The organism is Pseudolysinimonas kribbensis (genome assembly GCF_039531715.1).
Lineage (GTDB): Bacteria > Actinomycetota > Actinomycetes > Actinomycetales > Microbacteriaceae > Pseudolysinimonas > Pseudolysinimonas kribbensis.
The window spans coordinates 58379-80260 of record NZ_BAAAQO010000003.1; the positions used below are offsets into that span (position 1 = coordinate 58379).

The following is a 21882-nucleotide window of genomic DNA, read 5'->3' on the forward strand; positions in this document are numbered from 1 at the left end:
CGCTCAGCCTAGGGCGGGGTCAGGGCGGGCTAGGCTCGCGTACGGCAGGCATCCAGATGACGTGGAACGGGATCGGCATCGGCGAGGGCGTCGCCGTCGGTCCGGTGCGGTGGATGCCGTTACCGGCATCCACGCCGCGCGCGGTCCAGGGCGATGCCGCATCGCGTGTCGCCGCCGCCGTGGACGCGGTCGCCGAGGAGCTGCGGCGTCGTGTCGCGATGGCGCGCGGACCCGGGCGGGGCATCGTCGAGGCGGGTGCCGCGATGGCCCGCGACCCGATGCTCCGTGCGGAGATCGATGCGCACCTCGCCGCGGGTGCCGAGGCGGGGGAGGCCGTCACCCGCGCCGTGCACGCGATCGCGGAGCGCCTCGCCGCCGCCGGGCCGCCCGCCGCGGACCGGGTGACGGATCTGCTCGACGTCGGGCGACGCCTCGTCGCCCGGGTGCGCGGCGTCGATCTGCCGACCCTTCCCGACTCCGACGCACCGTACATCCTGCTGGCCGACGATCTCGCGCCGGCCGACGCGGTGCTGCTCGACCCGTCCCGGGTGCTCGGGCTGGTGTGCGCGCGGGGCGGGTACACGGGGCACACGGCGATCATCGCGCGAGCGCGCGGGATCCCGGCCGTGCTCGGCGTCGGCCCGATCGACGCGCGCGACGGCGAGATGCTGCGGGTGGATGCCGCGGCCGCAACGGTCGCGCGCGACGCCGGCCCGGCGACCGCTCCCCGCACGATCCCGCACCGCGGCCCGGCCGCCCTGGCCGACGGAACGCCCCTCCCGGTGCTCGCCAACGCGGGCGGAGCCGACGAGGTGGTGGTCGCGGTGGCGCAGGGCGCCGAGGGGGTGGGCCTGTTCCGCAGCGAGCTGCTATGGCTCGAGGCCGGCACGGCTCCGGCACGCACCGAGCAGGCGGCGGCCTACGCGGCCGTCCTGCACGCGGCGGGCGGGCGGCCCGTCGTGATCCGCACGTGGGATCCGAGCGAGGACAAGCCGCTCGCGTTCCTGCCGGCCGGCGTGCGCGGGCCGCGCGCCGACGAGCGGCTGTTGCGCGAGCAGCTCGCGGCGCTCGCCGACGCGCAGTCGCAGGGCGATCTGCACGTCATGGCTCCCATGGTGCGCGACGCCGCGGAGGCGGCCTGGTTCGCCGACCTCGCCCGGAGCGTCGGCATCCGGTCGGTGGGCGTCGTCGTGGAGCTCCCGTCGCTCGCCCGCGAGATCTCGCTCCTCGAACACGTCGTCGACTTCGTCTCGGTCGGCACCAACGATCTGACGGCGCAGGTGCTGGGTGTCGTCCGCACGCGCTCGCGCGCGACCGACGCGGGCGATCCCCGGGTGCTGGAGCTGGCCTTCCGGGCGATCCGGGATGCCCGGGCCGCCGGCCTGCAGGTCTCCGTGTGCGGCGAGGCGGCCTCCGATCCCCGTCTCGCCGTGCTGTTCGCGGGCATGGGGGCGACGAGCCTCTCGGTCGCCCCGCCGGCCCGCGCCGCTGTGCACGCGGCGCTCGCGGCCGTGACGGCGCAGCAGGCGCGCACCGCCGCGGAATCCGCGATCGCGCACCGCTGAGCCCGGATCTCGACCGAACTCACCCGTGCGCTCGCGCCCGGAGGGTGTCACCATGGGTGGACTGCGTGCCGGAGGGGTCCGGCCGCCCCCCGAATGGGGGGTGAGGACCGGGTGATTCCGGCGTCATAGTGAAATGAATCGGGCGTCTCTATCAATGAGGACGTCACTGAGGGGCAGCATCTTCCGCCGCTCGGCCGTCTTCGATTCCCACAGGGAGAGAGGCCCGGGAATGGATCAGGGGGATGAGCAGCCAGGAATCGAAGCTCACCACTTCGGATGCGGAGCTGATCGAGAGCGCGCGATCGGGGGATACGCGCGCCTTCGGCGAATTGTGGCAACGCCACTACCGCTCGGCTGCTCGCGTCGCCCGTCAGTGCACGTCGTCGATCGACGCGGATGACCTCGTCAGCGAGGCCTACGCGAGGATCTTCCAACGTGTGCTGGCGGGCGGCGGGCCTGATGGCGCCTTCCGCCCCTACCTCTATACGACGATCCGCAACCTCGCGGCGACCTGGGGCGCCCAGCAGTCGCGCGACATCCAGGTCGACCTGATCGACGACTTCGAGGACGAGCGGATCCCGGATGACCCGGCCGCTTGGGCCCTCGACCGCACGCTCACGGCGCGTGCGTTCCGCAGCCTCCCCGAACGCTGGCAGACGGTGCTCTGGTACACCGAGGTCGAGGGCATGGACCCGCACGAGGTCGCGCCCCTCATGGGCATGACCGCCAACGGTGTGGCCGCGCTCTCGTACCGTGCCCGCGAGGGGCTCCGGAAGGCGTGGCTGCAGGCGCACATCAACGACGCCCAGGCCTCCGGCGAATGCCAGTTCGTCATGGGCAAGCTGGGCGAGCACAGCCGCAACGGTCTCGGGGAGCGCGACCGCCGCCGCGTCGAGGAGCACCTGCTCACCTGCACGAAGTGCGCCATCGTCTCGGAGGAGGTGGAGGAGGTCGGTTCGCACCTGGCGTTCATCCTTTTGCCGCTCATCCTGGGCGGCGCGATCGGCGGGGGGCTCCTCGCGGCGATGTCCGCTCCGGCGCCGGCGACGGCGGCCGCCGCGACCATCCCGGCTCTGCCCGCCGCCGTCAACACGGTGGGCGCGGTCGCCACGGCGGGGTCCACCGTCGCGGGCCCCGCCGTCGTCGGCGGCCTCTCGTTCGCGGCGGGCACGTCCGCTCTGGTCGGTTCGCTCGCGGTCGCCGCCGTGCTCGGCGGGGGACTCGCCGCCGGGGTGAGCGCGTCCGCGCCGGATCCGCACACCATCACCCCGCCGAGCGCCTCGCAGGTGCTCGATCCGCAGCAGGCGAGGGAACTCCTCTCGGCGCCGGCAGTCGGCACGGGCTCCGGTGCCCGCTCGGACGGCAGCCTGCTCGCTCCCGTCGTCGGCTCGGGCTCAGCCCTCGGCGGCGTGGGTGACACGGTCTCGCAGGTCGTGGACGGCGTCGGGGGCACTCTCGGCGGTACCGTCGGCGGCCTCGGTGACGCCGTGGGCGGCCTGGTGGGCGGCGGACTCGGCCAGACCCTCGGCGACACGGTCGGCGGTGTCGGGCAGACGGTCGACGGCGTGGTCGGCGGTGTCGGGCAGACGGTCGGTGGCGTACTCGGCGGCTCCGGGCCGGCGCCCGTGACGATGAACCTCGACCTGTCCGGGAAGGGAACCCCCGGCGCCACGGTCTCCGCGCAGGTCGCCGGCGCCGTCTACACCACGGTCATCGCCCAGGACGGCACCTGGTCGCTGCACCTGCGCGGCCTGCCGCAGGGAACCGACTCCGCGAAGCTCAGTCAGTCGCTCGGCGGCCTGGTGGGCGGTCTGCTCAGCACTCTCGGGATCAACGTGCCGCTGTCGCTCGACCTCGCGCCCCTCGGAATCTCTGTTTCGCTGCTCGACTGAAAATATTCGCGGAAGTCGCGTCATAGCCGGGCACCTGCGCCGTCTCTTCTGGTGAGGCCGCGAGGTCTCCGCCCCATGTGACGTCCAACTAATTGGGGCGACAGGCCGGTGCCCGTGGTGATTCCCAGCCGCTGCGAGCACCGGCCATACTCATCTTCCGGCGCGCCAGCGGCCGGGCGCTTCGAGCTGTGCAGGGCTGCGCGGGCGTTACGCGCGCTGCGGCGTGGGGGCGAGGTCGGAGACGGGGATGTCGGCCGATCCCCGCATGATCGCGTTCTTGACCTCGGCGATCGCCTTCGTGACCTGGATGCCGCGCGGGCACGCCTCGGTGCAGTTGAAGGTCGTGCGGCAGCGCCACACGCCCTCCTTGTCGTTGAGGATGTCCAGGCGCACCTGGGCGCCCTCGTCGCGGCTGTCGAAGATGAAGCGGTGCGCGTTGACGATCGCGGCCGGGCCGAAGTACTGGCCGTCGGTCCAGAACACGGGGCACGACGAGGTGCACGCCGCGCACAGGATGCATTTGGTGGTGTCGTCGAATCGCTCGCGCTGGGCGGCCGACTGGATCCGCTCCTTCTCGGGCTTGTCGCTCGCGATGAGGAACGGCTGGATCTCGCGGTACGACTCGAAGAACGGCTCCATGTCGACGATGAGGTCCTTCTCGAGCGGCAGGCCCTTGATCGCCTCGACGTAGATCGGCTTGCTGATGTCGAGGTCCTTGATCAGGGTCTTGCACGCGAGCCGGTTGCGCCCGTTGATGCGCATCGCGTCCGAGCCGCACACCCCGTGCGCGCAGGAGCGCCGGAAGCTCAGCGAGCCGTCCTGCTCCCACTTGATCTTGTGCAGGGCGTCGAGCACGCGGTCGGTGGCGTACAGCTCCACGTCGAAGTCCTGCCAGTACGGCTCGGCGTCCTTCTCCGGGTCGAACCGGCGGATGATCAGCGTGACCGTGAAGGCCTGGATGGGCGCGGGCGCCTGCGCGGCGGACGATCCTTCGGCGACGGCGGTTGCCATGACTAGTACTTCCGTTCCACTTGGTGACCAGCCTGGTAGTTCGTGACCCGCATGTCAGTACTTCCGTTCCATGGGCTGGTAGTTCGTGATGACGACCGGCTTCCAGCCGAGCGAGATGTGGTCGGCGGCGTCGGCCGAGTGCGGGTCGCCCGTGAGGTAGGCCATCGTGTGCTTCATGTACGTCTCGTCGTCGCGCTTGGGGTAGTCGTCGCGCTGGTGGCCGCCGCGGCTCTCCTTGCGGTTGCGGGCCGAGTACACGACGACCTCGGCGAGGTCGAGCAGGAAGCCGAGCTCGATGGCCTCGAGCAGGTCGGTGTTGTACCGGTGCCCCTTGTCCTGGATCGAGATGTTCTGGTACCGCTGGCGCAGCTCGTGGATGGTCTCGGTGACCTTCGCGAGCGACTCGTCGGTGCGGAACACCTGGGCGTTGCGATCCATCTCGTCCTGCAGCTCCTTGCGCAGGGCGCCGATGCGTTCGGTGCCGGATGCCGTGCGCACCTGGTCGACGAGTCCCGTCACGAACGCGGCCGGGTTCTCGGGCAGCGGCACGAACTCCGCGGTCTTCGCGTACTCGACCGCGTTGTTGCCCGACCGCTTGCCGAACACGTTGATGTCGAGCAGCGAGTTGGTGCCGAGGCGGTTGGAGCCGTGCACGGAGACGCACGCGCATTCGCCGGCCGCATAGAGGCCGGGCACGATCGTGTCGTTGTCGCTCAGCACCTCGCCCTTGACGTTGGTCGGGATGCCGCCCATCGCGTAGTGCGCGGTCGGCATGACCGGCACGGGCTCGTAGACCGGGTCGACACCGAGGTAGGTGCGCGCGAACTCGGTGATGTCGGGCAGCTTGGTCTCCAGCACCTCGGCGCCCAGGTGCGTGCAGTCCAGCAGCACGTAGTCCTTGTTCGGACCGGCGCCGCGGCCCTCCGCGACCTCCTGCACCATGCAGCGCGAGACGATGTCGCGCGGTGCCAGGTCTTTGATCGTGGGGGCGTAGCGCTCCATGAACCGCTCGCCGGAGGCGTTGCGCAGGATCGCGCCCTCGCCGCGCGCCCCCTCGGTGAGCAGGATGCCGAGCCCCGCCAATCCGGTCGGGTGGAACTGGAAGAACTCCATGTCCTCCAGCGGCAGGCCCTTGCGCCAGATGATGCCGACACCGTCGCCCGTCAGGGTGTGGGCGTTGGAGGTGGTCTTGTAGATCTTGCCGAAGCCGCCGGTGGCGAAGATGATCGACTTCGCCTGGAAGATGTGGATCTCACCCGACGCCAGCTCGTAGGCGACGATCCCGGCCGGCTTGCCGTCGTTCATGATCAGGTCGAGCGCGTAGTACTCGTTGAAGAAGTTGACGCCGAGCTTGACGCAGTTCTGGAACAGGGTCTGCAGGATCATGTGGCCGGTGCGGTCGGCGGCGTAGCAGGCACGGCGCACGGGCGCCTTGCCGTGGTCGCGCGTGTGGCCGCCGAAGCGCCGCTGGTCGATCTTTCCCTCGGGCGTGCGGTTGAACGGCAGGCCCATGTTCTCGAGATCGAGGACCGCGTCGATGGCCTCCTTCGCGAGGATCTCGGCGGCATCCTGGTCGACCAGGTAGTCGCCGCCCTTGACCGTGTCGAAGGTGTGCCACTCCCAGCTGTCCTCCTCGACGTTCGCGAGGGCGGCGGCCATGCCGCCCTGCGCCGCGCCCGTGTGGGAGCGGGTCGGGTAGAGCTTGGTGATGACGGCGGTGCGGGCCTTCGGCCCGGCCTCGATCGCGGCGCGCATGCCGGCACCGCCGGCTCCCACGATCACGACGTCGAACCGGTGGTAGTGGACGCCGTCGATGACGTCCCCGTCTTCGAATTCCACGCTCAGCTCGCCTTGCACTGCGGGATCTGGGACGCCACCGAGGCGTCGAGGCACGGGTCGAAGGTGGTCAGCACGAGGGTCCCCAGGATGAGCAGGACGACGGTCACGGCGACGAGCAGCACGAGCAGCACGATCCGGAACCGACGTCGGGTGTAGTCGTTGATGAGCGTGCGCATGCCGTTGGAACCGTGGATGAGGGCGAGCCACAGCAGCAGCAGGTCCCACACGATCCAGAACGGGTTGGCCCACTTGCCGGCGACGAACGCGAAGTCGATCGCGCGCACCCCCTGGCCGAGGAACAGGTTGGTGAAGAGGTGGCCGAAGATCAGCACGACGAGCACGACGCCCGACGCCCGCATGTAGATCCAGCCCCACTTCTCCCAGTTGGTGGTGCGGCGGGCGGCGCGGGCTGAGCGCGGCGGCTCGATGGTCTGGGTGGTCATGCGTTCGGCATCCCCTGGAACTCGAGGGCGATGTTGACGAACTGACGCGGCAGGAATCCGGCCAGCAGGATCACCCAGAGCACCAGCACGATCCAGTACATGACCCGCTGCCAGCGCGGTCCGAGCTTCCAGAAGTCGATCAGGATGATGCGCAGCCCGTTGAGGGCGTGCAGCCCGATGGCGCCGACCAACGCTGCCTCGCCGAGGCCCATGATCGGCTGCTTGTAGGTGCCGATGACGGCGTTGTACGCGTCGGGGCTGATCCGCACGAGCGCGGTGTCGAGGATGTGCACCAAGAGGAAGAAGAAGATCGCGACGCCGGTGATCCGGTGCAGCACCCACGACCACATGCCCTCGCGGCCCCGGTACAGCGTTCCGGCCGGGCGCCGGGGACCCCGGATCCGCTCGGCCGCCTCGGCTCCGGGTCTGACGACCTGGCTCGACACGGGCTCCTCCTCGTACCTCGGCGACGGGGCGGGTGGCACGCCAAACGCTCGCGATCGGACGTTCCTCACCCTACGCCCGCGCCGATCCACCCGCAGGCAAGGCGTGCCTAACTGTCTCGACATCAAGACAGTGCCGCGGGTGCCGCGCATAGGGTGGTCGCCATGGCGCAGACCCTGCGGCGGTTCTACTCCGTCATCCCCGCCGGCGGCATCGGGTCGCGGCTCTGGCCGCTGTCGCGGGCGGATGCGCCGAAGTTCCTGCACGACCTCACCGGATCGGGGTCGACGCTGCTGCGCGGCACCTGGGATCGACTGGCCCCGCTGAGCGGCGAGCAGCGGATCATGGTCGTCACCGGCCGTGCGCATCGCGCCGCCGTGGAGGCGCAGCTGCCCGAGCTGCGCGACGCCAACGTGGTGCTCGAGAGCGAGCCCAAGGACTCGTCGGCCGCCATCGGACTCGCCGCGGCGATCCTGAAGCGGCGCGAGCCGGATGTCATCATCGGCTCGTTCGCGGCCGATCACGTCATCGACGACGTGCGCGGGTTCCGCCGCGCGGTGACCCAGGCGGTCGCGGCGGCCGACGCCGGCTGGATCGCGCTGGTCGGCATCACGCCCACCGAGCCGGCGATCGGCTTCGGCTACATCCACTGCGGGTCGCCCATGCAGATCGAGGGGGCGCACGACGCGCGCGAGGTCGTCAGCTTCGTCGAGAAGCCCGATCTCGAGACCGCGCGGCGCTATCTCGACGACGGCGGCTACCTCTGGAACGCGAGCATGTTCATCTCCCGCGCCGACGTGCTGCTCGAGCAGATGCGCATCGAGCACCCGGCTCTCGTCGACGGGCTCGAGGAGCTCGCGGCCGCCTGGGACGATCCGGCCACCCGCGGGCCCGCCGTCGACCGGATCTGGCCGGGCCTGGAGAAGATCGCGATCGACTACTCCGTCGCGGAGCCGGCGGCGAGGGCCGGCCGGCTCGCCGTCATCCCGGGCGACTTCGACTGGGACGACGTGGGCGACTTCGCCTCGATCTCCAAACTCCGCTCCGGGGGCCGCAGCAACGAGCTCGCGATCATCGGGGACGGCGCGACCGTGCTCTCCGATCACGCCAGCGGCATCGTCGTGACCCAGTCGAAGCGGGTGATCTCGCTCATCGGCGTGCGCGACATCGTGGTCGTCGATACGCCGGACGCGTTGCTGGTCACCACCACCGAGCATGCGCAACGCGTCAAGAGCGTCGTCGACGCCCTCAAGCTCAGCGGCCGGAGCGAAGTGCTCTGATCAGGCGATCCGACAGCGGGCGCCCTCTTTTGTAACTGTTGGGATGCGGTCGGCCACAACACGCTGGTGCCGAACGTCATATTGAGTAACGTGTCCTCATTCGCCGGGCCCCTTGCCCGGTAGAGAACCTGGAGGACACAGTGACACTCACCACGCGGAAGGCCGCGCTGGGCGGTCTCACGGCTCTCGCCGTGAGCGCGTTGACCCTCGTCGGCTGTTCGGCGGCTCCGACCGGCAACGGCGGCTCGACGGACGCCAAGTCGAGCTTCCTGCCGTGCATGGTCTCGGACGATGGCGGCTTCGACGACCACTCGTTCAACCAGCTGGGTCTGCAGGGCCTCGAGTCGTCGGCGAAGAGCCTCGGCATCAAGGAGAAGCACGTCCAGTCGAACAGCGCGGACGACTACACGCCGAACATCAACAGCCTGCTGAGTGCGAACTGCAACCTGATCGTCACGGTCGGCTTCAACCTGTCGCAGGCGACCGACGCCGCCGCCAAGGCGAACCCCGACGTCAAGTTCGCGATCGTGGACGACGGCCTCGACAACGAGGGCGCCAAGGACAAGGACGGCAAGCCCACGGGCGACGGCAAGGTCGACGTCGACAACGGCAAGCCGATCCTGTTCGACACCGTCCAGGCGGCGTTCCTCGGCGGCTACGCGGCGGCCAGCTACTCGAAGACCGGCGTCGTCGGCACCTTCGGCGGCCTCCAGATCCCGCCGGTGACGATCTTCATGGACGGCTTCGCCGAGGGCGTGAAGTACTTCAACCAGCAGAAGGGCAAGGACGTCAAGGTCGTCGGCTGGAACGTCGACACGCAGACCGGCGTCTTCACCGGAGGCTTCGCGGCCGGTGTCGAGGCGAAGACGGCCGCGCAGGGTCTGCTCGACCAGAACGCCGACGTGCTCATGCCGGTCGGCGGTCCGATCTACCAGAGCGCCGCCGAGGCCATCAAGGACCAGAACAAGGGTTCTGTCCTGATCGGCGTCGACGCGGACGTGTTCAACACCGACAAGACGGTGGACGACATCATCCTGACGTCGGTGCAGAAGGGCGTCGACGCAGGCGTCGAGGCGGTCGTGAAGGCCGCCAAGAACGGCGACTTCGACAACACGCCGTACGTGGGCACCCTGAAGAACGGCGGCGTGAAGCTGGCGCCGTTCCACAACTTCGAGTCGAAGGTCGACCCGGGGCTGGCGGGCGAGCTCAAGAAGATCGAGGCCGGCATCGAGGACGGCTCCATCAAGGCGACCTCGAAGTCCTCGCCTCAGCAGTAACGGCATCACCGACGGGGAGGCCGGTCGAACCGGCCTCCCCGTCGCCATTCCGGCAGCGCTGCCGGCGCACATAGATTGGCTCCCATGAAGCTCGAACTCCGCGGCATCACCAAGCGGTTCGGCGCTCTCACCGCGAACGACCACATCGACCTGACGGTCGAGCCCGGAGAGATCCACTGCCTGCTCGGCGAGAACGGAGCGGGCAAGTCGACCCTCATGAACGTGCTCTACGGGCTCTACCAGGCCGATGAGGGCGAGATCCTGCTCGACGACGACGTCCAGCACTTCTCCGGCCCGGGCGACGCGATGAACGCCGGCATCGGCATGGTGCACCAGCACTTCATGCTCATCCCCGTCTTCACCGTCGCCGAGAACGTCATGCTCGGCCACGAGCCGACGCGACTCGGCGGGCGCCTCGACCTCGCGGCGGCGCGCGCCAAGGTGCGCGAGATCTCCGAGCGGTTCGGCTTCGACGTCGACCCCGACGCGGTCGTCGAGGAGCTGCCGGTCGGCGTCCAGCAGCGGGTCGAGATCATCAAGGCACTCTCGCGCGACGCGAAGGTGCTCGTGTTCGACGAGCCCACCGCGGTGCTGACCCCGCAGGAGACCGACGAGCTCATGGCGATCATGCGCCAGCTCCGCGACACGGGTGTCGCGATCGTGTTCATCACGCACAAGCTGCGCGAGGTGCGCGAGGTCGCCGACCGGATCACGGTGATCCGGCTCGGGAAGGTCGTCGGAGAGGCGCAGCCCACGGCGAGCAACGCCGAGTTGGCGTCGATGATGGTCGGTCGTGCCGTGGACCTGTCGATCCACAAGGACCCACCGAAGATCGGAGCCGAGGCGTTCGTCGTGCACGACCTGACGGTCATCGATGCGGCGGACCAGGTCGTGGTCTCCCACGTCGGGTTCACCGTCCACGCCGGCGAGGTGCTGGCGATCGCCGGGGTGCAGGGCAACGGGCAGACAGAGCTCGTCGAGGCGATCCTCGGCGTGCAGAACAGGGTCGAGGGCTCCATCCGGCTCGACGGCCGCGAGCTCCTGGGCCGCAGCGTGGGCGGGGTGCTCGATGCGGGCGTCGGCTTCGTGCCCGAGGACCGCACCGACGACGGCCTCGTCGCCGAGTTCACGATCGCCGAGAACCTCATGCTCGACCGGTCGACCGGTGCCCCGTTCGTGCGCGGCGGCACCCTGCAGCTCACCGAGCTCGAGAGGTTCGCCGAGGAGAAGATCGCCGAGTTCGACATCCGCGCCCAGGGCGTCACCACGCACGTCGGGCGCCTGAGCGGCGGCAACCAGCAGAAGGTCGTGCTCGCGCGCGAGCTGAGCCGCGAGCTGCGGCTGCTCGTGGTGTCGCAGCCGACACGCGGGCTCGACGTGGGTTCGATCGAGTTCGTGCACACCCGGATCGTGCAGACCCGCGACTCCGGCATCCCGGTGGTCGTCGTCTCGACCGAACTCGACGAGGTCGTGACCCTCGCCGACCGGATCGCCGTGATGTACCGCGGCTCGATCGTGGGCATCGTGCCCGGCGACACGTCGCGCGAGGTGCTCGGCCTCATGATGGCCGGCGAGAAGCCGGCGGAGGTGGCCGCATGACCGACGTCGGCACGGGATCGGCCGGCGGGGCCGAGCCGATCCACTCGCAGTCGTCGAAGCTCGACACGATCGAGCCGGGCCAGCAGCCCAACGCCCGGCGCGATCCGGAGGCGCCGTTCGGCAACAACCTGCTCCGCGAGATCATGTCGGGCGGGGCGGTGCTCACGGTGCTGGCGATCGTGCTCGCCCTCGTCGTCGCGGCGGTGCTCATCGCGGCGACGGACTCCGGCGTCCAGGCCGCCGCCGGCTACTTCTTCGCCCGCCCGAGCGATCTGTTCGTGGCGGTCTGGAACGCGGTCAGCGGCGCGTACGTGTCGCTGTTCCAGGGGTCGATCTGGAACTTCCAGCGCACCGGGTTCCTCGTGCAGATCGCGCCGCTCATGAGCACGCTGACCTTCGCCACACCGCTCATCGCGGCGGGCCTCGGCGTTGCTCTCGCCTTCCGCGTCGGCATGTTCAACATCGGCGGCCGCGGGCAGCTCATCATCGGCGCCGCGGTCGCGGGCTGGATCGCATGGTCGTTCCCGATGCCGCCGGTCATCGCCTTCCTCGTCGCCACGATCGGCGGTCTTGTCGGCGGCGCGCTGTGGGGGGCGATCGCGGGCGTGCTGAAGGCGACGACGGGCGCCCACGAGGTGATCGTCACGATCATGCTCAACTACGTCGCGTTCTACCTCGTGGCGTACGGCCTGCGCACGCAGGGTCTGCTGCAGGCGCACGGCTCGAACAGCCCGGTCTCACCGGGCGATCTGCCCAACGCGACCTACCCCAAGCTCAGCGATCTCATCACCGCGCTCGGCGGGCCCGCGACCTCGTACACGGTGAACATCGGATTCCTCCTCTCGATCGTGGCGACGGTGGCCGTCTGGTACCTGTTCAGCCGGTCGAGCACCGGATTCCGCTTCCGGGCCGTGGGCGAGAACCCGCGGGCCGCGCGCACGGCGGGCATCAACGTCAAGTGGGTGTACACCCTCGCGATGATCTTCTCCGGCGCCCTCGTCGGCCTCGCCGGCGCCGATCAGGTGCTCGGCACGACGACCACGGGCTTCAACTCGGGCGTCGATGCCGGCATCGGGTTCAGCGCGATCACGGTCGCGCTTCTCGGTCGCTCGCGGCCGTGGGGCGTCTTCTTCAGCGGCCTGCTGTTCGGCGCGCTGCAGGCGGGCGGTTACACCATGCAGGCGCTGCAGCAGATCCCGATCGACATCGTCGACGTCATCCAGTCGGTGGTCGTGCTGTTCATCGCGGCGCCGCCGCTCGTGCGGGCCGTGTTCCGGCTGCCGAAACCCGGGTCCACCCGGAGGGTGCGGCGAACGCCCGCAGCCGTCGCCGAAGGGAACGTCAAGTGACGACCGCCACGCTGACCCCGTCCGCGGCGCCGATCGTGCACGAGAAGGTGATCGTGCGCAGCCTCAAGGTGCCGATCATCCTCGACGTCTTCGCGATCGCCGCCCTCGTCTTCGCGTTCGGGATCCCGCGCCGGGGGCAGAGCTCGTTCCGGCTCTCGACCAGCACCGACTTCTTCCAGATCCCCACCGTGGTGCTGCCGACGGTCGCGACCGTCGTCACCGTGGCGATCCTGCTCGTGGTCGTCGCGATTCTCACGCACCTGCTCGTCGCGTTCTCGTCGCGCGGGCGCTCGCCGCTCTGGCTGAGCGCCGTGTTCACGGTCCTGTTCCTGTTCCTGTTCCTCACCTGGGCGGGCGCGGATCTGCGCGGCATCCCGATCCCGGGTCTGCTGGTCGGCGGGCTGGCTCTCGCGACGCCGCTCGTGTTCGGCTCGCTCGGCGGCGTCCTGGGCGAGCGCGCGGGCGTGGTCAACGTCGCCATCGACGGGCAGCTGCTGTTCGGCGCCTTCTCGGCCGCGCTCGTCGGCTCGGCGACGCACTCGCCGTGGGCGGGGCTCGTCGCGGCGATCGTCGCGGGGGTGCTCGTCTCGTGGGTGCTGGCGGTGTTCGCCCTGCGCTACTGGGTCGACCAGGTCATCGTCGGCGTCGTGCTCAACGTGCTGGTCGGCGGCCTCACGAACTTCTTCTACACGAAGGTGTTCGCGCAGGTGCCGAGCCTCAACCACACCACCAAGTTCGACACCATCGATATCCCGGGGCTCTCCCAGATCCCCATCATCGGGCCGGTGTTCTTCCAGCACACGATCATCATCTACATCATGTACATCGCGGTGTTCGTGGTCTGGTACGCGCTGTTCAAGACCCGCTGGGGTCTGCGCGTCCGCTCGGTGGGCGAGCACCCGCAGGCGGCCGACACGGTGGGCATCAACGTCAACCGCACGCGATTCTGGACCGTCACCGTCGCTGGTGCGGTGGCCGGGATCGGCGGGGCCTTCTACACGCTCGACTCGGTGTCGAAGTTCGACAAGGACATCACGCAGGGTGCGGGCTTCATCGCGCTGGCCGCCGTGATCTTCGGCCAGTGGCATCCGATCAAGGCGGCGCTGGCCGGGCTGCTGTTCGGCTTCGCGGAGAATCTGCAATCCACGCTCGGCATCATCGGCTCGCCCGTGCCGAGCGAGTTCCTGTTGATGCTGCCGTACGTCGTCACGATCGTCGCGGTCGCCGGGCTGGTGGGGCAGTCGAGGGCCCCGGCGGCCGACGGCACGCCGTACATCAAATCGTGAGTCCCATCGACGACGGCGCCATCGACTGGGACGGCCTCCGTGCCGCGGCGAACGAGGCCGCCACCCACGCGTACGTGCCCTACTCGCGCTTCCCGGTCGGCGCGGCGGCGCTCGTCGACGACGGTCGCGTCATCTCAGGCTGCAACGTCGAGAACGCGTCGTACGGTCTGACCCTGTGCGCCGAGTGCGCCCTCGTCTCGTCCCTGCACATGACCGGCGGCGGCAAGCTCGTCGCGTTCACGTGCGTCGATGGGGACGGCGCGACGCTCATGCCGTGCGGCCGCTGCCGGCAGCTCCTGTTCGAGCACTCGGCCGAGGGCATGCTGCTGGAGACCGTGTCGGGCATCCGGACCATCGACGAGGTCATCCCGGACGCGTTCGGTCCCCGCACGCTCGAGAAGTACCGCGAGGAGCATTAGATGGTCGAGCAGTTCGACGTCGTCGACCTGATCAAGACGAAGCGCGATCGCGGCTCGCTGAGCACCGCGCAGCTCGGCTGGCTCGTCGACGCGTACACCCGGGGCTACGTCGCCGACGAGCAGATGTCGGCCATGACGATGGCGATCTTCCTCAACGGGATGTCGCGCGACGAGATCCGCGACCTCACGATGGCGATGATCGCCAGCGGCGAGCGGCTCGACTTCTCCGGTCTGTCGAAGCGAACCACCGACAAGCACTCGACCGGGGGCGTCGGCGACAAGATCACGCTGCCGTTGGCGCCGCTCGTCGCGTCGTTCGGCGTCGCGGTGCCGCAGCTGAGCGGCCGGGGGCTCGGCCACACCGGTGGCACGCTCGACAAGCTCGAGAGCATCCCGGGCTGGCGGGCGAACCTCACGAACGACGAGTTCATGGCGCAGCTCGAATCGGTGGGCGCCGTGATCTCGGCCGCCGGATCCGGGCTCGCGCCCGCCGACGGCAAGCTCTACGCACTGCGCGACATCACCGGCACGGTGGAGGCGATCCCGCTCATCGCGTCGTCGATCATGTCGAAGAAGATCGCCGAGGGCACCGGGGCCCTCCTGCTCGACGTGAAGTTCGGCTCGGGCGCCTTCATGCAGGATCCGGCTCGGGCGCGCGAGCTGGCCGAGACGATGGTGGCGCTGGGGCAGGATGCCGGGGTCGCCATCCGGGCCCTGCTCACCAACATGAACGTGCCGCTCGGCCGCGCGATCGGCAACGCCAACGAGGTGCGCGAATCGGTCGAGGTGCTCGCGGGCGGCGGACCGGCCGACGTCGTCGAGCTGACCGTCGCGCTCGCGCGCGAGATGCTCGAGCTCGCGGGAGTGCCGGATGCCGACGTCGAGGCGGCGCTGGGCGATGGGCGGGCGATGGACGCCTGGCGCGCGATGATCGCGGCGCAGGGCGGCGATCCGGATGCCCCGCTGCCGATCGCGAGGGAGTCCGAGACGGTGCGCGCCGACCGCGCCGGCGTCGTCGTCGCGATGCCGGCGCTCCCGTTCGGGATCGCGGCGTGGCGGCTCGGCGCCGGTCGTGCGCGCAAACAGGACCCGGTGCAGCACGCCGCCGGCATCGACCTGCACGTCAAGCCGGGCGACGCGGTCGCGGCGGGCGACCCGCTCTTCACCCTGAGCGCCGACGAGCCGGAGCGCTTCGCCCGCGCCCTCGAGGCGCTCGCCGGCGCCTACCGCGTCGGCGCCCCGGGCGACCCCGTCGACGACGGCGGCCCGCTCATCGCGGCCCGCATCCCGTAACCCTCTCGCGAGGTGACACCTTTCGTCGCCTCTCGCCCTCGCTCGGCGACATCAGCTGCCCCCTCACGTGGTCGTGCGGGTGCGCATGAGGCGCTCGAGGTTCCGGATGATGCGGGTCGTATCGGCCAGGTCGGGGTCGGCTGCGCGCGTCACGTGCCATCCCTCCTCCTCGAGGCGGGGAACCCGTTGCAGGTCGCGATGCCACTGCGCGGCATCGGTGCGATGCTGGTCGCCCTCGTATTCGAGCACCATCCGGTATTGCGGCCAGCAGAGGTCAACCCGGGCGACGAATGCCCCCGACCGCGAGCGGATGACCGGATTGACGACGGGCGCCGGCAGGCCCGCGGACAGGATGCGCATCCGGATGACGCTCTCCGCCGGCGAGTCTGAGCGATCGCTGAGGAGGGGGAGCGCGGCGTGACGATTCCGCCGCCCGCGCCGTCCGGGATGCCGTCGCGCGACCGCTCGCACCTCCGCGAGGCCGGCGAGCGGGTCGCGACGCCACAGCACCCGATCGCCGGCCGCAACCAGGTGCTCGAGGTCGAGGATCGTCGCGAGATCGCACCAGGTGCGCGCGGGGCTCGTGACGCGGAGGCCATCGAGGTCCACGAGGTCCCGGGGGTCGATCTGGAGATGGTGGCTGATCACGCCTGCCATGCGGGCGCCGCGACGATCAGTCGGGCGGGCGACGTGGATCGCGAGCCCGCCGCGCGCGACCGGCAGCCCCCAGAGCTCGGCGGCCGTCGCGTGGGAGAAGAAGGCGTCGGGCGGCGCGAGCTCCCGATAGGCGAGGCATCTGCGCCGCACGTCGTCGATGCTCGACGTGGTCCTGACACCTCGGAACGGCGTCTGGAGATCCTGGCGGCGAAGGCGCTCCGGATGCACGCCCCGCGCCCTCGCGGCACTGACGCTCCACACGGGTCCCAGTTCCGGGGGCAGCGGCGCGGGTCGCATCCCGAGACTCTGCGCCTCGCCCCCCAGCCCGACATCCCCTTCCCTGCCCACTGTGCACTTCCCCACGCACCCGACTCTGTGCACGGCTCGTGAGGTGACAGTTTTCGTCGGATCGGACGCCCGTCACCCGACGAAAAGTGCCACCTCACGAGAGAGCGGGGTCGCCGAGGTTGCGGATCGCGTCGATGACGAGAGCCCAGAAGCGGGCGTGGTCGAGCTCGAGCGCGACCTTCGTGCGAGTGCCCGCCGGCGCGGGCCCGCGCAGGTCGACGACGGTCATGCCGAGCGTGTGCTCGCCGCGCATCTCGACGACGATGGGCGCCGGCACCGCCCGCACGATCGTCGGGTCGATCACGTAGGCGACCGCGCACGGGTCGTGCACGGGCGGGTGCTCGAAGCCCTGCACCTCCTTGTAGCTGGAGGCGAAGAAGTCCATGACCTCGTCGGCGAAGCGCGCCGGTCCGGTGCCGATCGCACGGATCGCCGCCACGACGTCGTCGGTCGCGAGCGCCTGGTGGGTGAGGTCGAGGCCGACCATCGTCACGGGCCAGCCCGCCTCGAAGACGATCGCCGCGGCCTCCGGGTCGACGACGATGTTGAACTCGGCCACCGCGCTCCAGTTGCCCAGGTGCGCGCCGCCGCCCATGAGCACGACCTCGCGCACCCGGTCGACGATGGCCGGCTCGAGCCGCAGCGCGAGGGCGATGTTGGTGAGCGGGCCGGTGGGCACGAGCGTGATCTCGCCGGGCTCGGCGGCCATGACCGTGTCGATGATGAGCTGGGCGGCGTGCCGCGGGTCGAGCTCGAGCGTCGGCTCCGGCAGGACGGGGCCGTCGAGTCCGGAGTCGCCGTGGATCTCGCCCGCGACCTCGACGGGACGCAGCAGCGGGTGCGCCGCCCCTCGCGCGAACGGGATGCCGGCGATGCCCGCGATCCGCGCGATCGACAGCGCGTTGCGGGTCACCTTCTCGATCGTCTGGTTGCCCCCGACCGTCGTCACGGCGACGAGATCGATCTCGGAGGAGCCCCACGCGAGCAGCAGGGCGATCGCGTCGTCGTGGCCGGGGTCGCAGTCGAGGATGATCTTGGTCGGCATCGCTCCAGCCTAGCGCGATCTGCGTATATGAAAGTCAGGTTCATATATGCGAGACTGCCCGCATGACGCCGACCCGTGCCGACACCGACCTCGCCGATCGCGGCGCCGACCGCGTGCGCTGGATCCGCTCCCGGATGCCCCTGCTCGCCGCCGCCCGCGAGGCGTTCGCCGCCGACCGCCCGTTCGCCGGGCATCGCATCGGCATGTCGCTGCACCTGGAGCCGAAGACGGCCGTGCTGCTCGAGACGCTCGCCGCCGGCGGAGCGGAGCTCGTGGCGACCGGCAACCACGGCTCGACCCAGGACGACGTCGTCGCGTTCCTCCGCGGCCTGGGCATGACCGTGTTCGGCGCCCGCGACGACACGATGCAGCAGCACCACGCGAACGTCGCGGCCGTGCTGGATGCCGAGCCCGACATCCTGCTCGACAACGGCGCCGACCTCGCGGCCGGTGCGATCTCGCGCGGCGGGGACGCGCTCGAGCGCCTGGTCGGCGGCACCGAGGAGACGACCTCGGGCGGCGACCGGCTGCGCGGCGAGCTCGCCGGCCGCGTGCCGTTCCCGGTCATCGTCATCAACGACTCGCTGCTCAAGGCGATCGGCGAGAACAAGCACGCGGTCGGCCAGTCGGTGGTCGAGAGCTTCATGCGCCTGACCAACCTCATGGTGCCGGGCCGCCGGTTCGTCGTCGCGGGCTACGGATGGTGCGGCCGCGGGGTGGCGCACTACCTGCGACAGCTCGGCGGCAAGGTCGCCGTGGTCGAGGTCGACGAGCTGAAGGCGTTCGAGGCGGCGCTCGACGGGTTCAGGGTCGGGGGCACCGAGGCGCTGAACGGCGAGTTCGCCCGCTGGGGCGAGGTCTTCATCACCGCGACCGGCCACGCCGACATCCTGACCCCCGCCTTCTTCGAGGTCGTGGCCGATGGCGCCGTGCTCGCCAACTGCGGCCACTTCCCGTGGGAGATCGACGTCGCCGCGCTGAAGGCCGGCGCGAGCGGGGTGGAGCGCCTCGACGACGCGATCGAGCGCGTGGACCTGCCCGACGGCCGGCACGTCGTGCTGCTCGCGGACGGGCGCATGATGAACCTCGCCGGGCGCGAGCCCAAGGGCAACTCGCTCGAGGCCATGGACCTCGGATTCCTGCTGCAGTCGCTCTCGCTCGAGCGCGTCGCGCGCGACCCGGGCTCGCTGCGCGACGGCGCCCAGCCCGTGCCCGACGAGATCGACCGCGAGATCGCGCGCCGGATGCTCGCCGCGATGGGCGCGGACCGGTGATCGCCGACACGGCGACGAGGGGCTGACACGGTGTCCGCCGACTACGCCGTCCCGGCCCTCGACAAGGCGTTCGACGTGCTCGAGCTCGTCGCCTCGAGCCCGCACCCGCTCGCCCAGAACGAGATCGCGGAGGGCACCGGCCGCACGGTCGGCCAGCTGTTCCGGGTGCTGGTCGCGCTCGAGGCGCGCGGCTGGCTCGTGCGCGACGAGGACTCGGGCCGCTACACGCTCTCGATGGCGGCGTTCGATCTCGCGCACCGGCAGCCGGCGATGCGCGGGCTGCTGGTCGCCGCGACACCCGCGATGCGCGAGCTCGCGGATCGGCTGCGGCAGTCGTGCAACCTGAGCGTGCTCGACATGGCGGCGGTGCGGGTCGTCGCGCAGGCGGAGAGCCCGGCCGACTTCGGCTACCGGGTGCGGGTCGGCGCCCTGTTCCCGCTGGAGAGCGCGACCGGCACCGTGCTCGTGGCCCTGGGCGACGCGGACGTGCGGGCGCAGTACGACGCGCGACTCGATCCAGGGGAGGTCGCGGCGGCCACGCGGGACGGGATGCTGCGCCGCGCCGACCCCGTGCAACCGGGCATCACCGACGTCGCCGTCGCGGTGCGCGACCGTCTCGGCGTCGCGCGCGCCGTCCTCACGGTGCCGTATGTCTCCACCTCGCTGAGCGCCCACGGCATCGACGACGTGATCGAGCACGCGCGGGTCGCGGCGGGCCGGATCTCCGAGCGGATCATCGGGGTCGGCGCGATAGGTTGAGGGCATGAGCGACGCCAGCGACGACGCCGCGCTGCCCGGCAGCCGCGTGCCCCTCCGTGAGCTGCCCAAGATCTCCCTGCACGACCACCTCGACGGCGGTCTGCGGCCCCAGACGATCCTCGAGCTCGCCGATGCGATCGGCTTCGAGGCTCCCGCCCCGGACGCCGCCGCACTCGGCGCCTGGTTCGCCGCGCAGAGCGACTCGGGCTCGCTCGTCGAGTACCTCAGGACCTTCGACGTCACGCTCGCCGTCATGCAGACGGCCGAGGGCCTCACCCGCGTGGCGCGCGAGTTCGTCGAGGACCTCCACGCCGACGGCGTCATCTACGGCGAGATCCGCTGGGCGCCGGAGCAGCACCTGACGCGCGGGCTCTCGCTCGACGCGGCGGTCGAGGCCGTGCAGCACGGGATCGACGAGGCCGTCGACGCGGTGGATGCCGCGGGCGGCTTCATCCGGGCCGGCCAGCTCGTGAGCGCGATGCGGCAGAACGACCGCGGGCGCGAGATCGCGGAACTCGCGCTGCGCCACCGCGGGCACGGGGTCGTCGGGTTCGACACCGCGGGACCGGAGGCCGGGTTCCCGCCGAGCCGCAACCGCGCGGCGTTCGACCTGTTGGCATCCGAGTGGATGCCGGTCACGATCCACGCGGGCGAGGCGGACGGTCTCGACAGCATCCGCTCCGCACTCCTCGACGGCCGCGCGCTGCGGCTCGGTCACGGGGTGCGCATCGCCGAGGATGTCGAGATCTCCGACGGCGAGGCCGGGCTCGAGGTCACGATGGGCCCGCTCGCGCAGTGGGTGCGCGACCGGGGCATCGCGCTCGAGACCAGCCCGAGCTCGAACCTGCAGACCGGAGCGATCGCGCAGTGGGGCTCCACGATGGGCGACCACCCGTTCGACCTGCTGTACCAGCTCGGCTTCCGGGTCACGGTCAACACCGACAACCGGCTCATGAGCGCGACGACGCTCACCCGCGAGCTCGCCCTGCTGGCCGACGCCTTCGGCTACGACATCACCGACGTCGAGGCCTTCCAGCTGAACGCCGCCGAGGTCGCGTTCCTCCCGCTCGAGGATCGCGAGGAGCTCGTCGAGCGGATCGGGGCGGGGTTCGGCCGCTGATGGAACTGCCCGCCCTGCCCGACGACGCGGTCGAGCTCGGAGCCACGGTCGCCGATTGGCGTGGGGCGATCGAGCTCGCGGGCTCCGTGCTGACCCGGATCGGTGCGGCGCGCCCCGGGTACACCGCGGCGATGGTCCACATGGTGCAGGAGCGGGGTCCGTACATCGTCATCGCGCCCGGGCTCGCGCTCGCGCATGCGCGCAGCGACGTGGAGGTGCAGGCCGACGGCCTCGCGGTGGTGACGCTCGCGCAGCCGGTCGCGTTCGGGCATCCGCACAACGACCCGGTGCGCGTCGTGCTCGCGCTCGCCGCCGCCTCGCCGGAGCGGCACCTGCCGATGCTCGCGGCGATCGCCAACGCCTTCAACGCACGGGGTGCCGTCGAGCGCATCGCCGCGGCGACGACGGCGGCCGAGGTGCGCGCCGCGCTCGGGGCTCAGACGCCGGCCGGATAGCCGGTCGCGTAGAGCGCGGCGGCGGACCCGGTGCGCCCGAGATCGCCGGTGGCCAGCAGGTCGAGCAGCAGCCCGCGCAGCACGGCGAGCTGGAGAGTGGCGGCGATCGGATCGCGCTCCGGGATGATCAGGGCGAGCCAGTCGTCGACGGTGCGCGCCGCCCATCCGGCCCACAGTCCGTCGGGCTCCGCGATCGACAGCGCGTAGCACTGCGTCCAGAGCGCCATCAGCCGGCGATGCCCGGGGTCGCTCAGCCAGGCCCAGACGGCGGCGACCGAGGTCGGTCCGTTCGCGCCGAGCGCCCCGAGTTCGTCCGCCCGGGCTCGCGCGAGGATCTCCCGGATGAGCCCTTCCTTCGAGCCGAACAGGAACAGGAGCACGCGCGGGCTGCTGCCGATCGCCGTCGCCAGCGGGCGCAGCGAGAGGCCGATCAGCCCGTGCTCGAGCACGTACCGGTAGGAGAGCTCGCGCAGCTCGCCCCGGCGCGCGGACTCCGGATCGGGTTGCGGTGCCGCCATGCCCTCAGC

General features: G+C 70.9%; 20 protein-coding genes. 13 read left to right on the forward strand and 7 right to left on the reverse strand.

What is annotated here, in order from left to right:
• Positions 1–56 precede the first annotated feature (56 nt).
• Positions 57–1565 carry a putative PEP-binding protein gene (locus ABD285_RS06910; protein WP_344201420.1) on the forward strand — a complete coding sequence of 503 codons (1509 nt, stop codon included), beginning with the start codon at positions 57–59 and terminating at the stop codon, positions 1563–1565.
• A 242-nt stretch (positions 1566–1807) separates the two neighbouring features.
• Positions 1808–3457, forward strand: coding sequence for a sigma-70 family RNA polymerase sigma factor (locus ABD285_RS06915; RefSeq protein WP_344201422.1), 1650 nt, complete (start codon positions 1808–1810; stop codon positions 3455–3457).
• A 207-nt stretch (positions 3458–3664) separates the two neighbouring features.
• Here ABD285_RS06915 and ABD285_RS06920 read toward each other — a convergent pair whose 3' ends face one another.
• The 4 genes from ABD285_RS06920 to sdhC are packed head-to-tail and all read right to left on the reverse strand — an operon-like array spanning position 3665 to position 7196.
• Positions 3665–4468, reverse strand: coding sequence for a succinate dehydrogenase iron-sulfur subunit (locus ABD285_RS06920; RefSeq protein ID WP_284253287.1), 804 nt, complete (start codon positions 4466–4468; stop codon positions 3665–3667).
• A 54-nt stretch (positions 4469–4522) separates the two neighbouring features.
• Positions 4523–6307: a succinate dehydrogenase flavoprotein subunit gene (sdhA, locus tag ABD285_RS06925; protein ID WP_425564972.1), complete on the reverse strand. Its 1785-nt coding sequence runs from the start codon at positions 6305–6307 to the stop codon at positions 4523–4525.
• A 2-nt stretch (positions 6308–6309) separates the two neighbouring features.
• A complete protein-coding gene (locus tag ABD285_RS06930; protein WP_344201426.1) occupies positions 6310–6750 on the reverse strand; it encodes a succinate dehydrogenase/fumarate reductase transmembrane subunit in 441 nt (146 codons plus the stop codon).
• The gene (gene sdhC / locus ABD285_RS06935; protein WP_425564974.1) at positions 6747–7196 is read right to left on the reverse strand and encodes a succinate dehydrogenase, cytochrome b556 subunit; all 450 of its coding nucleotides are present in this window, start codon (positions 7194–7196) and stop codon (positions 6747–6749) included. The genes ABD285_RS06930 and sdhC overlap by 4 nt, the downstream gene beginning before the upstream one ends.
• Positions 7197–7358: 162 nt before the next feature.
• Here sdhC and ABD285_RS06940 point away from each other — a divergent pair, with 162 nt between their 5' ends.
• The 7 genes from ABD285_RS06940 to ABD285_RS06970 all read left to right on the forward strand — a co-directional run bounded on the left by ABD285_RS06940 (position 7359) and on the right by ABD285_RS06970 (position 15697).
• Entirely contained in the window at positions 7359–8474 is a 1116-nt protein-coding gene (locus ABD285_RS06940) for a mannose-1-phosphate guanylyltransferase (RefSeq protein ID WP_344201428.1), read from the forward strand.
• Between the two features lie 140 nt (positions 8475–8614).
• On the forward strand, positions 8615–9751 hold the full coding sequence (locus ABD285_RS06945) for a BMP family lipoprotein (protein ID WP_284253286.1): 1137 nt from the start codon (positions 8615–8617) through the stop codon (positions 9749–9751).
• A gap of 84 nt (positions 9752–9835) precedes the next feature.
• Positions 9836–11350, forward strand: coding sequence for an ABC transporter ATP-binding protein (locus tag ABD285_RS06950; protein WP_284253285.1), 1515 nt, complete (start codon positions 9836–9838; stop codon positions 11348–11350).
• Complete coding sequence (locus tag ABD285_RS06955; protein WP_284253284.1) at positions 11347–12699, forward strand: ABC transporter permease; 1353 nt, start codon at positions 11347–11349, stop codon at positions 12697–12699. Before ABD285_RS06950 ends, ABD285_RS06955 begins: the two co-directional genes overlap by 4 nt.
• Positions 12696–13985, forward strand: coding sequence for an ABC transporter permease (locus ABD285_RS06960; protein ID WP_284253283.1), 1290 nt, complete (start codon positions 12696–12698; stop codon positions 13983–13985). Before ABD285_RS06955 ends, ABD285_RS06960 begins: the two co-directional genes overlap by 4 nt.
• Positions 13982–14404 carry a cytidine deaminase gene (locus ABD285_RS06965; protein WP_284253282.1) on the forward strand — a complete coding sequence of 141 codons (423 nt, stop codon included), beginning with the start codon at positions 13982–13984 and terminating at the stop codon, positions 14402–14404. Before ABD285_RS06960 ends, ABD285_RS06965 begins: the two co-directional genes overlap by 4 nt.
• Entirely contained in the window at positions 14405–15697 is a 1293-nt protein-coding gene (locus ABD285_RS06970) for a thymidine phosphorylase (RefSeq protein ID WP_344201435.1), read from the forward strand.
• 63 nt (positions 15698–15760) lie between these two features.
• Here the strand turns inward: ABD285_RS06970 and ABD285_RS06975 are convergent, their stop codons facing one another.
• Together ABD285_RS06975 and uriH are read right to left on the reverse strand one after the other, a co-directional pair.
• Entirely contained in the window at positions 15761–16651 is an 891-nt protein-coding gene (locus tag ABD285_RS06975; RefSeq protein WP_344201438.1) for a hypothetical protein, read from the reverse strand.
• A gap of 145 nt (positions 16652–16796) precedes the next feature.
• Entirely contained in the window at positions 16797–17747 is a 951-nt protein-coding gene (gene uriH, locus ABD285_RS06980; RefSeq protein WP_284253279.1) for a uridine-preferring nucleoside hydrolase UriH, read from the reverse strand.
• Between the two features lie 62 nt (positions 17748–17809).
• On the opposite strand from uriH, the gene ABD285_RS06985 reads away from it, so the two are divergent.
• From ABD285_RS06985 to ABD285_RS07000, 4 genes are read left to right on the forward strand one after another with little or no spacing between them, the layout of a single operon-like run.
• Positions 17810–19021 (forward strand): adenosylhomocysteinase, encoded by a 1212-nt coding sequence (locus ABD285_RS06985; RefSeq protein ID WP_284253278.1) that lies wholly within the window; start codon positions 17810–17812, stop codon positions 19019–19021.
• Positions 19022–19051: 30 nt separating this feature from the next.
• A complete protein-coding gene (locus tag ABD285_RS06990) occupies positions 19052–19780 on the forward strand; it encodes an IclR family transcriptional regulator (protein ID WP_344201444.1) in 729 nt (242 codons plus the stop codon).
• A 4-nt stretch (positions 19781–19784) separates the two neighbouring features.
• Complete coding sequence (locus ABD285_RS06995; RefSeq protein WP_284253276.1) at positions 19785–20900, forward strand: adenosine deaminase; 1116 nt, start codon at positions 19785–19787, stop codon at positions 20898–20900.
• Positions 20900–21355: a PTS sugar transporter subunit IIA gene (locus ABD285_RS07000; protein WP_284253275.1), complete on the forward strand. Its 456-nt coding sequence runs from the start codon at positions 20900–20902 to the stop codon at positions 21353–21355. Before ABD285_RS06995 ends, ABD285_RS07000 begins: the two co-directional genes overlap by 1 nt.
• On the opposite strand, the gene ABD285_RS07005 is transcribed toward ABD285_RS07000, so the two are convergent.
• The gene (locus tag ABD285_RS07005; RefSeq protein WP_284253274.1) at positions 21337–21873 is read right to left on the reverse strand and encodes a TetR/AcrR family transcriptional regulator; all 537 of its coding nucleotides are present in this window, start codon (positions 21871–21873) and stop codon (positions 21337–21339) included. The genes ABD285_RS07000 and ABD285_RS07005 overlap by 19 nt on opposite strands.
• Positions 21874–21882: the final 9 nt, after the last annotated feature.

Coding starts and splice junctions, on each gene's coding strand:
- uriH (WP_284253279.1), bottom strand. CDS start 17,747: ATGCCGACCAAGATCATCCTCGACTGCGACCCCGGCCACGACGACGCG.
- ABD285_RS06970 (WP_344201435.1), top strand. CDS start 14,405: ATGGTCGAGCAGTTCGACGTCGTCGACCTGATCAAGACGAAGCGCGAT.
- ABD285_RS06985 (WP_284253278.1), top strand. CDS start 17,810: ATGACGCCGACCCGTGCCGACACCGACCTCGCCGATCGCGGCGCCGAC.
- ABD285_RS06950 (WP_284253285.1), top strand. CDS start 9,836: ATGAAGCTCGAACTCCGCGGCATCACCAAGCGGTTCGGCGCTCTCACC.
- ABD285_RS06995 (WP_284253276.1), top strand. CDS start 19,785: ATGAGCGACGCCAGCGACGACGCCGCGCTGCCCGGCAGCCGCGTGCCC.
- ABD285_RS06975 (WP_344201438.1), bottom strand. CDS start 16,651: ATGCGACCCGCGCCGCTGCCCCCGGAACTGGGACCCGTGTGGAGCGTC.
- ABD285_RS07000 (WP_284253275.1), top strand. CDS start 20,900: ATGGAACTGCCCGCCCTGCCCGACGACGCGGTCGAGCTCGGAGCCACG.
- ABD285_RS06930 (WP_344201426.1), bottom strand. CDS start 6,750: ATGACCACCCAGACCATCGAGCCGCCGCGCTCAGCCCGCGCCGCCCGC.
- ABD285_RS06910 (WP_344201420.1), top strand. CDS start 57: ATGACGTGGAACGGGATCGGCATCGGCGAGGGCGTCGCCGTCGGTCCG.
- ABD285_RS06940 (WP_344201428.1), top strand. CDS start 7,359: ATGGCGCAGACCCTGCGGCGGTTCTACTCCGTCATCCCCGCCGGCGGC.
- ABD285_RS06955 (WP_284253284.1), top strand. CDS start 11,347: ATGACCGACGTCGGCACGGGATCGGCCGGCGGGGCCGAGCCGATCCAC.
- ABD285_RS07005 (WP_284253274.1), bottom strand. CDS start 21,873: ATGGCGGCACCGCAACCCGATCCGGAGTCCGCGCGCCGGGGCGAGCTG.
- ABD285_RS06915 (WP_344201422.1), top strand. CDS start 1,808: ATGAGCAGCCAGGAATCGAAGCTCACCACTTCGGATGCGGAGCTGATC.
- ABD285_RS06920 (WP_284253287.1), bottom strand. CDS start 4,468: ATGGCAACCGCCGTCGCCGAAGGATCGTCCGCCGCGCAGGCGCCCGCG.